7 protein-coding genes and 1 pseudogene are annotated in these 9,246 nt (G+C 67.7%); 6 read left to right on the top strand and 2 right to left on the bottom strand.

Going from position 1 to position 9,246, the window contains the following annotated elements; translation table 11 throughout:
- Nucleotides 1-33: 33 nt before the first annotated feature.
- From IU448_RS24110 to IU448_RS24100, 3 genes are read left to right on the top strand one after another with little or no spacing between them, the layout of a single operon-like run.
- Nucleotides 34-1,212, top strand: coding sequence for a saccharopine dehydrogenase NADP-binding domain-containing protein (locus IU448_RS24110; RefSeq protein ID WP_228814182.1), 1,179 nt, complete (start codon nucleotides 34-36; stop codon nucleotides 1,210-1,212).
- Nucleotides 1,209-2,405: a Gfo/Idh/MocA family oxidoreductase gene (locus tag IU448_RS24105; RefSeq protein WP_324188700.1), complete on the top strand. Its 1,197-nt coding sequence runs from the start codon at nucleotides 1,209-1,211 to the stop codon at nucleotides 2,403-2,405. Before IU448_RS24110 ends, IU448_RS24105 begins: the two co-directional genes overlap by 4 nt.
- Nucleotides 2,402-3,694 carry a cytochrome P450 gene (locus IU448_RS24100; RefSeq protein ID WP_195057990.1) on the top strand — a complete coding sequence of 431 codons (1,293 nt, stop codon included), beginning with the start codon at nucleotides 2,402-2,404 and terminating at the stop codon, nucleotides 3,692-3,694. Before IU448_RS24105 ends, IU448_RS24100 begins: the two co-directional genes overlap by 4 nt.
- Nucleotides 3,695-3,742: 48 nt before the next feature.
- On the opposite strand, the gene IU448_RS24095 is transcribed toward IU448_RS24100, so the two are convergent.
- A complete protein-coding gene (locus IU448_RS24095) occupies nucleotides 3,743-4,456 on the bottom strand; it encodes a class I SAM-dependent methyltransferase (protein ID WP_195057989.1) in 714 nt (237 codons plus the stop codon).
- Nucleotides 4,457-4,720: 264 nt separating this feature from the next.
- Here IU448_RS24095 and hsaB point away from each other — a divergent pair.
- Nucleotides 4,721-5,264 (top strand): annotated as a pseudogene (gene hsaB, locus IU448_RS24090) (3-hydroxy-9,10-secoandrosta-1,3,5(10)-triene-9,17-dione monooxygenase reductase subunit).
- Nucleotides 5,265-5,360: 96 nt separating this feature from the next.
- Here hsaB and IU448_RS29190 read toward each other — a convergent pair.
- Nucleotides 5,361-6,035: a Fur family transcriptional regulator gene (locus IU448_RS29190; protein WP_228814180.1), complete on the bottom strand. Its 675-nt coding sequence runs from the start codon at nucleotides 6,033-6,035 to the stop codon at nucleotides 5,361-5,363.
- Nucleotides 6,036-6,490: 455 nt separating this feature from the next.
- On the opposite strand from IU448_RS29190, the gene IU448_RS24075 reads away from it, so the two are divergent.
- Together IU448_RS24075 and IU448_RS24070 are read left to right on the top strand one after the other, a co-directional pair.
- Nucleotides 6,491-7,762: a cation:proton antiporter gene (locus tag IU448_RS24075; protein ID WP_195057988.1), complete on the top strand. Its 1,272-nt coding sequence runs from the start codon at nucleotides 6,491-6,493 to the stop codon at nucleotides 7,760-7,762.
- A gap of 225 nt (nucleotides 7,763-7,987) precedes the next feature.
- A complete protein-coding gene (locus IU448_RS24070; RefSeq protein WP_195057987.1) occupies nucleotides 7,988-9,022 on the top strand; it encodes an acyl-CoA dehydrogenase family protein in 1,035 nt (344 codons plus the stop codon).
- The last annotated feature ends 224 nt before the right edge of the window (nucleotides 9,023-9,246 follow it).

Below are 9,246 nucleotides of genomic sequence, written 5' to 3'. Positions count from 1 at the left end.
CGCGACCAGGACCGGCCGCAGCGGAGAGGACCGATGGATCGTGACCCAGCGCAGAAACGGCGAGCGGCAGCCGTGACCGCTGCGACCGCCCCGGTGGGGGTGCTCGGCGCCACCGGGGCGGTCGGGCAGGCAGCCGTGCGCATGCTCACCCGGTGCGGTATCGGCGAACTGCGGCTCGGTGCGCGCGACGTGGGCCGGGTGGACCCGGCGATACCGGTGCCCGGCGCCGAACCGTGCCGGGTGGATGCCACCGACCCGGATTCGCTGGCGCGTTTCTGCGCGGGCACCAGACTTGTGCTCAACTGCGCGGGCCCCTCCTACTTACTGATGGACCGGGTCGCGCGGGCCGCCCTCGCGGCCGGTGCCGACTACGTCGATGTCTCCGGGGACGGACCCGCCTACCGGCTGCTCGACGGGTCCCCGCTGCTGGACGGTGAGCGGACCGCGGTGTTGTCGGCCGGTATGCTGCCCGGCCTGGCCAATATCGTGCCCCGGGTGCTTGCCGACGACCTGACCGGCGCCCGGCTGGTCGTCTACGCGGGCGGTATCGAGCCGTTCGCGCCGGCCTCGGCCGGGGACCTCGCCCTCTCACTCGACAGTTCCGACGGCGCGGCCACCGACGGGCACTGGTACGGCGAAACCCTGGCCGCCTGGTCGGGTGGCCGTCGTCGGCGCAACGCCCTGCCGGTGCGCGAGGACGTCGAGGTCGCCGGGTTCCCGGGCCGGGTCACCACCATGCCGTTTCTCACCGCCGACGCCGAACGGCTGGCCCGCTCGACCGGCCTTGCGGAACTGCACTGGTACAACGTATTCGTCGGCACCGCGCTGCGGCTCACACTCACCCGGCTGCGCGGCCGGGTCCGCAGCGACCCCGCCGCCCTGGCCGGGATCGCCGGCGAGATCGGCGCGGCGGCCGAACTCGACCTCACCGGGCTGGACCCCTTCTACCTGATGGCGTTCACGCTGCACCGGCCGGCCGGTACCGCGACGGCGGTGCTGCGCACCCCGAGCAGTTTCGCACTCACCGCCGCGACCGCCGCGCATACGGTCGAGTCGGTCCTGTCCGGGGCGGTCGGTCCGGGTCTGCACTACGCCGACGAGGTCCTCGATCCCCACAGGCTTCTCGATGCGGTAACCGGATTCGGCGCGTTACCGGTTTTCCAGACCCATCGACACGCCCATGACGAACCGATGGAGGCAGGCAGCCTGTGAACGAATCACCACCCACGCGCGTCCGCCGGCCGGCACCGATGCCGGAACAGGGAGGGGTCCGTTCCCGGTCGCGGGCGGGCACACCGAAGGTCGTCGTGTGCGGGACATCGTTCGGCCGGGTGTACCTGCACGCGGTGCACGAGGACCCGCAGGTCGAGCTCGCCGGTATCGTCTCGCGCGGCAGCGCCACCTCACGGGCGTATGCGGAATCGTATGGGGTACCGCACTACAGCGACGTCGAGCAGCTACCCGGCGATATCGATATCGCCTGCGTCGCGGTGCGCGCCGGCGCCGCCGGTGGTGACGGCGCGAAGCTGTCGCAGCAGCTGCTGAGCCGCGGAATCCATGTGCTGCAGGAACATCTGCTGCATCCCGACGAGCTCACCGACTGTTTGCGGACCGCCCGTGAACATGGTGTCTGCTATCGGCTCAACGCGTTCTATCCGCACCTGCCGCCGATCGCGCTGTTCCTGGAGGCGGCCGAGACCCTGCGCGAGCGGCAGCGGCCGCTCCACGTGGATGCCGTGGCCGGTGGCCAAGTGGTCTATCCACTGCTCGATATCGTCGGCCGTGCGGTCGGCCGGCTCCGGCCGTGGGCGTTCGGCGAACCCGCACCGCTCCCGCCGGAGCTCGACGCACTGGCCGATTCACCGATGCCCTACACACACCTTGCCGCGGTGATCGGGGGTGTTCCGGTGTCGTTGCGGGTACAGAACCAGATCCACCCCGCCGATCCGGACAACCACGCGCTGCTGCTGCACCGGATCGCCATCGCTTTCGAAGGCGGTGTGCTGTCACTGGCCGACACCCACGGCCCGGTGCTGTGGAGTCCACGCCTGCACACCGATCGCGACCCGACCGGGCGCCTCGTCATGGCCGGGCCCGGCACCGAACGGCTGAATGTGCCGAGCACCGAAACTCTGGAACCGGCTGTGGTTCCCACCTTCCGGACAGTATTCGATGAACTCTGGCCCGGCAGCATCACATCGGCGCTGGGCGAGCTGCGGGCCGATATCGCCGATCCGCGCCGGTCGATCGGCGCGGGCCAGTGGGCGATGACCGTCACCACGCTCTGGCAACGGCTCACGACCGTACTCGGGCAACCCGAGCTGATCCGACCGGATACACCCGCACCGATAGCACTTCCGGAACTGCTCGCCGCCCGGCGGACACGCGGGGATGCTGCCCGATGACCACGATCGACGAACCGCGCGAACTCGCGGACCTGCGGGCTTTCTCGGCGGACCCGTACACGACGATGCAACGCCTGTACCGGCAAAACGGTGCAATCTCCGCGCTGGGCGCCGGTGCGATGCGTTTCCGGTTGGCCCTCGGCACGGAGGCATCGGAATTCGTTCTCGCGAACAGCGATCTGTTCAGCTGGGAGGCGGCGTTCACCGCGTTGGTGCCGCTGACCGGGCGCTCGGCCCTGCTGGTCAACGACGGTGACCGGCACCGCCGCCTGCGCCGGCTGGTCGCCCCGGCATTCACCGCCCGCCGGGTCGCCGATCACCTCGGCACCGTCACCCGGCATATCGAGGCCGCCCTCGCGGGCTGGGCGCCGGGGGAGACCGTCGACATCTACCCTCGACTTCGCCGGGCGATGCGGCTGGCCACCTCGGAAAGCCTGTTCGGCGCGGCGGCCATGGAACGTTCCGAGGGCCTGGACGACTGGCTGCACGATATCCACCGCGCCATCGATACCGATGTGGTCGGCGGCAGTATCGAACGCGGTTCGGGGTCGCCGGTCTGGCGGCGGGCCCTGCTGGCCCGCTCCTCGGTGCACCGCTGGGTGGTCGCCGAGATCGAAAAACGCGGAGCGCAGATCGAGCCGGGTGACGATGTGCTCGGTGTGCTGCTACGCGGCGTGGACGGCACCCGGCTCACCGACGACGAGATCACCGATCAGCTGGTCAGCCTGCTCGAGGCCGGTGCCGAAACCACAGCGGCGCAGCTGTCCTGGCTGCTGTACTGCACACTGCGCGACCGGGCCCGCTGGACCGAGATCACCACCGCGGTCGCCGATCATGGCGAGAAACTGCCCGATCTTCCGCTGCTCGACCATCTGGTATCCGAAACCATGCGGCTCTACCCGGCCACCGCCATCATCTCCCGTAAGGTCGCAGTCGAATTCGTCTTGGCGGGACAGAAGTTCGTGCCGGGCGATCTGTTGATCTTCAGCCCTTTCCACACCCACCGGCTGGATTCGGTGTGGCCGGATCCGGAACGGTTCGACCCCAGCCGCTGGGACCCGGGCTCCGAGCGGTATCGGCGTCCCGCACCGTATGAATTCCTGCCGTTCGGAGTCGGTCCGCACCGCTGTATCGGCGCCAACTTCGCCACTATGGCGATCAAAGCCGCTTTCGTCGCGATCGCGCGCGGAATCGAGGGTGAATTGGTGACCACGCACGCGCGGCCCCATGGGCTGATCGGTATGCACCCGCGTGCTGGAATCGTGGTCCGTATCGGCGAAAAACACTGACACGGCGGGAGGTACCCGCGGCGTGCACGGCGGGTACCTGCGTCCGGCTCAGTGGCGTGGCGCGCGCAATACGCCGGTCTGTGCGGTGAGTTGAACGCCTGCCAGGCCGGTTTCCTCGGCCAGATCCTCGATGCCGAACGTATGCCATTCGCTGACGTTGTGGACCACCCTGGTTGGTGCCGCATCGCCACTGATCTGCCAGGTGGAGGTCATCCTGATCAGATCGCCGCCGGCCGGTTCGGCTTCGAGCCATCCTTCGTAGCGGAGTTCGCCGATCTGCTCCCGTGCCAATTCCATCTTCGGCAGAGTCGCAGGCCGGGTGACCGGTAGCAGCTCGACCAGCACCGGTGCGCCGGGCGCCAGCCGGGGCAGCACCCGTTCCCAGAGGGAGCGGCGCGCATCCGATCCGATATGACCGAGCACTCCGAAAACGATCAACGCGGAGATCGAATCGGGCAGTACGACCGTTTCCGCGGGTTCGGCCACGATGGTGACCCGGCGCCGGAGATCTTCGTCGGCGACCACATCGTGAGTCAGGACCGCCCGCATCGCCGGCGCGGGCTCGCAGGCCAGGATTTTCGCCGACGGCAGTACCTCGGCGACGATTCGGCAGGTGCGTCCCGTACCCGCTCCGATATCGACCACCGGTCCCGCGTTCGGGTCGACCTCGGCCAGTATTTCCCGCAGGGCCGCTTCACCTTCGGCGTGGGCGCGGGGGACAAGGTCGTAGAACTCGGCGACCGGCGAGTAGAAGTCGTCCATGCACATCTCTCCTGCTTCGTGGATACACCAGCGCACTGCTTAATGAAAAAGATTATCATTATGTTGGTGTGGTTCGATACTTCGAAAGGGTCTGCGATGCCGTCGTTCCGGAGTGCTCAGGAGTCTCGTGCCGACGGTGCTGATCGGTCGCCGACCGGTGGGGGTGGTGTTGCGGCGTCCGGCGGTCGCCGCGACTTCCGGCGGCAGGGGATTGCGGCTGTGCCGCGCGTAGCCGCGGGAACCGCGCCGGCGTGCCTTCCCGAGATCGACCAGCGTGCTTTCCGTCAGGTCTTGGGACGATTCTGCACCGGTGTCACCGTGATCACCGCCGTCGGGCGAGCCGGTGCGCCGGTGGGTTTCGCCTGCCAATCTTTTGCCGCACTGTCCCTGGACCCGCCCCTGGTGCTGTTCTGCCCAGACAAGAGTTCGAGAACGTGGGCAGATATCGAACGGGCGGGAACGTTCTGTGTGAACGTGCTGGCAGACAAACAGCAGCAGGTCTGTGCCCGCTCGGTCCCGCGTGCGCGAAAGGTTCGCCGGGACGGAGTGGTACACCTCGGACCTTGGGCTACCCGTGCTTGGCGACGCGCTCGCGGTCATTCAATGTTCGGTGGCGGACGTCGTAGACGGCGGCGATCACTTCATCGTCCTCGGCCGGGTGCTGGCGCTGTCGGAGCCCGCCGACTCCCGCCGGCCGCTGTTGTTCTACCGAGGCCGGTACGCCGCCATGGCGGCAGGTGATCCGTGGGATTCGGCATGGCGCGCCGACCTGGAATATTTCCTGACCGCGACATCCGATTCATGGTGAGCCGATCCACGAAGTGGATTGCGGGCGGTCACGGTGGCCGGCTAAGCCGTGGACTCCGGGTCGGTGCACGATGCTCGCTTCTCGGGCGACCTATTGTTATGCGATGCGATACATCGAGTGCATACGCCATCGAGTTCGAGCATGCCTGATATCGATGAATCCGGTGGTTCGGGGGAGTTCGTCGATCCATTCCTCGACGACATCAGCGTCCAGGGCGGTGCTGTCTCCGCACTGCCGGCAGATCAGATGATGACGGTGCCGGCGTGAGTTGCGAAGCTGATAGCGCCGCTCGCCGGTTTCCTGGCGGACGGTGTCGAGCCACTGGCCCCGTTCCAGTTCGGCCAGCGTCCGGTACACGGTGGACATCCCGATTCGGTGCCCCTCTCGCCGCAGTCGGGCGTGCAATTCCTGCACCGAGGTGAACCCCGTATCCGCTTCGAGCGCGGACACGATCAACTCGCGTTGTCGCGTCCAGCGGATCATCCCGGTGGGCGTCTCCTGTTCGCCGAACACACCGTCCGGTGACGGGCGAAGTCGGTACCCTCGCTCGCCGGTTTCCTGGCGGGTGATGTTCAGGCGTTGAGCGCTTTCCAGTTCTGCCAGTGTCCGGTACACGGTGGAAATCCCGATGTGGTGTCCATCGCGGCACAGCCGAGCGTGTAACTCCTGTGCAGTAGCGAAATTCCCTGGTGTATCGAGCGTGGCGACGATCAACTCGCGTTGCCGCGACCAGCGGAGTCCCGCAGGGGGTGCCGCATACTCCCTGACCATCGTCCTAGTTGAGCATGGCTGAAAATGATTTTCAATAGTGAGTCGCCACCACCTGAAGGTGCGTCACCCACTCGAACGGTGGATGCGGCTGTGTCCGGTTGTGCGCCCGCCTTGTTCGTGCCCGTGGCGAACGTTGCGCCACCGGCGATGCGGGCCGGATGCGGAATGTCGGCGACCGCTGCGGCGGGTTGTCGTCGCGTATGCGCAACCATCCGAAGGCGCTTATTGGAAAGCGTTATCATTTGCAATATGGTGATGGAGGGCGCGCTTCGGCGCGCGTCAGCGGCCGCATATTCGGAAGATCCCCTGTTCCCGCGTGTGGCCGACCGCTCCGGTGCGTCCGGTTGGGGGCATGTTTCCGCGAGTCGTCGCCGGCGGTGTCGAGACGGTGGTGGAGCAAACGGACAACGAAACGGCGTGGAGGCAACAGTTCGGCCGGAAAACGGAGCGGTCCAGTGACTTCGGATACCCTCCTGCGTCTGCTGGTGGCGCTGATGGTCATCACCGTGGTGGCGCGACTGGCCGGGTGGCTCGCCGAGCGGGTCGGTCAGCCGGCTGTGGTGGGCGAGATCTGTGCGGGTATTCTGCTCGGCCCGACCCTGTTCGGTGGCGAACTGACCCGGCTGCTGTTCCCGGCCGAGGTGCGCCCTTCGCTGCGTATCCTCGCGGACGCGGGTGTCGTGATCTTCATGTTCCTGGTCGGCTCGGAGTTGAACGAGAAACTGTTGCGCGGGCAGGGCAGGGTGGTGGCCCGCGTAGCGGTGGGATCCATGGCAGTGCCCTTCGCGCTGGGGGCCGCGCTGGCGCTGTACCTGGTCGACAAACACTCCGGCGCGGATCGCCTGGCATTCGCACTGTTCCTGGGAACCGCGATGTCGGTCACTGCTTTTCCTGTGCTGGCCCGCATTCTGGCCGACCGTGGGCTGATGGAAACGCGGACCGGTGCGCTGGCGCTGGCGTGTGCGGCAGTGGGTGACGTTCTGGCGTGGACCCTGCTCGCCGTCGTCGTCGCGCTCGCCGGTGGGCCGGGTGCGCTGTGGCGTGTTCTGTTCGTCGTGCCGTTGGCGGCGCTGCTGGTGTTCGTGGTGCGGCCTGCGCTGACTCGACTGGGGGATCGCCGGAATCGGCGCCGCTCCACGGTCACGTGGAGAGGAAGCGCAGGTGTGCTCGTTGTGGTCGCGGCCGGATCGGCCTTGTCGGCCGGCGCCACCCAATGGATGGGCCTGCACCTGATCTTCGGGGCCTTTCTCTTCGGCGTGGCCATGCCACGCCGGAACTGGGACAGCACGTACGAATGGGCGTTACCGTGGGTCCGGCGGGTTTCTTCGCTGCTGTTGCCGGTGTTCTTCGCTGTCGCGGGGCTGGCGGTGGACCTGTCCGAAATCGGCGGTTTCCGACTGGGGGAACTGGTCCTCGTACTGTTGATCGCGATCGGCGGCAAGGGGCTCGGCACCTATGCCGGCGCCCGAATGAGCGGGATCGAGGTGCGTCCGTCGGTTACTCTCGCGACTCTGCTCAACACCCGGGGGCTCACCGAATTGATCGCGCTGACCGTCGGACTGCAGTTGGGTCTTCTCGATACGCCGCTGTACTCACTGATGGTGGTCATGGCGCTGGTGACAACGATGATGACCGGGGTGTTGATGCCGTTGGTGCATTCGCGTTCGTACCTGCGGGCCGCAGTGCAACACCCGGTACTTCCTCCCGAGGTGCGACCCGGGCGTTGATGCACCTGCTGAGGGGCGGGGCTTGTGCCGGTATTCGGCTGCGGCCGTCCCGTTGGGTGCAGAGGCCGGTGTTCCGGGAAGAGGGCGCACGACCGGCCGCATACGGTTACGCTGTTAAAAATACGCGTTTGTTATTTTGGCCGCAGTGGGTGGTGCGTGCTCTGGGCGCGGTGACGAGCCCGAGAGTTCCGGCAGGTCCGCACGGTCGCGAGGCAGGAAGGCTTCATGGTCGACGTAGCCGATTCACACTCTGTCATACAGCGCGCCCACCGGATCGCGGACGAGGTGCTGTTTCCCGCGGCGCTCCGGGTGGACCGCACAGGCACGGTGCCGGCGGAACACTGGGATGTGCTGGCGCGGGCGGGGTTCTACGGCCTGGCCGCACCGGGGCCGGCGCAGCTGGAATTCGCGGAGATCGTCGAGGTGCTCGAGATCCTGGCCGGAGGTTGCCTGGCCACCACTTTCGTGTGGATGCAGCACAACGGTGCGGTGCGGAGTCTGGCGGGCAGCGCGAACACGGCTCTTCGCGACCGGTACCTCGACGATCTGATACGCGGACGGGTGCGGGCCGGTGCGGCCTTCGCCGGAGTGCTGGCGAAACCGGCGAAGCTACACGCGCAGGCCGTGGCCGACGGCCATCTGCTCAACGGCGAGGCCCCTTTCGTCAGCGGCTGGGGCGTGGTGGACGTGGTGCAGGTATCGGCTCTGCTGCCGGATCCGTCCGGTGCAACGGTGGTCTCGGGCCTGGCCGATGTCACAGCCGGTGCCGGATTGACCGTCGAGCCCATCGATCTCGCCATCGGCCGGGCCACGAATACCGTGCGCCTGCGATTCGCCGATTTCCTGTTACCCGCGGACCGAACGACCGGGACGAGCCCCTATGCCGATTTCATCGGTCTGCAGAGCCTCGGCTCCCGGCTCAACGGGTGCGCCGCCTGCGGTGTCGCCGGGCGCGCCATCCGGTTGCTCCGCGAAGCAGGCCGAATCGAGGCGGCCACGGCCTTGGCGGAGCAACTGGCGCGCACGCGGACGGCCTTGGACGCGGGGCTGGCGGACACCACCCGGCTGCCTGCGGCTCGCGCCGACGCCGCCGATCTCGCGCTACGCGCAGCCGGAGCTCTGGTCGCGGGCAGCGGGGCCCGAGCCCTGCTCGCGGACAGCCACGCAGAGTGTTCACTGCGCGACGCAATATTCACTACGGTTGCGGGGAGCCGGCCCGACACGCGCGACCTGCTGCTGGACACACTGACGGCCCGGTGACGCCTGTCCGGCTGCGGCTGGTGCCGGACAACGGCCGATCATCCGGCCGGGTCGCTACTCTGGAAACGGAAATCGTTGCCGTGCAGACCCTCCGGACACTCTGTCGCGGCACACCTGTCGCGTCCGGAACCCGAGCGGCTGGGTGGCGGTAAGGGACCGAACGCTTCCAACGGGCGCCTCGGGAACCGGCAACGGCGGTGTGGTGACCCCAGATCGGACGGGAG

This window comes from Nocardia flavorosea, from assembly GCF_015477805.1.
Classification (GTDB): domain Bacteria; phylum Actinomycetota; class Actinomycetes; order Mycobacteriales; family Mycobacteriaceae; genus Nocardia; species Nocardia flavorosea_A.
This window is presented reverse-complemented; position numbering and strand designations above follow the sequence as displayed.

Coding starts and splice junctions, on each gene's coding strand:
- IU448_RS24100 (WP_195057990.1), top strand. CDS start 2,402: ATGACCACGATCGACGAACCGCGCGAACTCGCGGACCTGCGGGCTTTC.
- IU448_RS24070 (WP_195057987.1), top strand. CDS start 7,988: ATGGTCGACGTAGCCGATTCACACTCTGTCATACAGCGCGCCCACCGG.
- IU448_RS24110 (WP_228814182.1), top strand. CDS start 34: ATGGATCGTGACCCAGCGCAGAAACGGCGAGCGGCAGCCGTGACCGCT.
- IU448_RS24095 (WP_195057989.1), bottom strand. CDS start 4,456: ATGGACGACTTCTACTCGCCGGTCGCCGAGTTCTACGACCTTGTCCCC.
- IU448_RS29190 (WP_228814180.1), bottom strand. CDS start 6,035: ATGGTCAGGGAGTATGCGGCACCCCCTGCGGGACTCCGCTGGTCGCGG.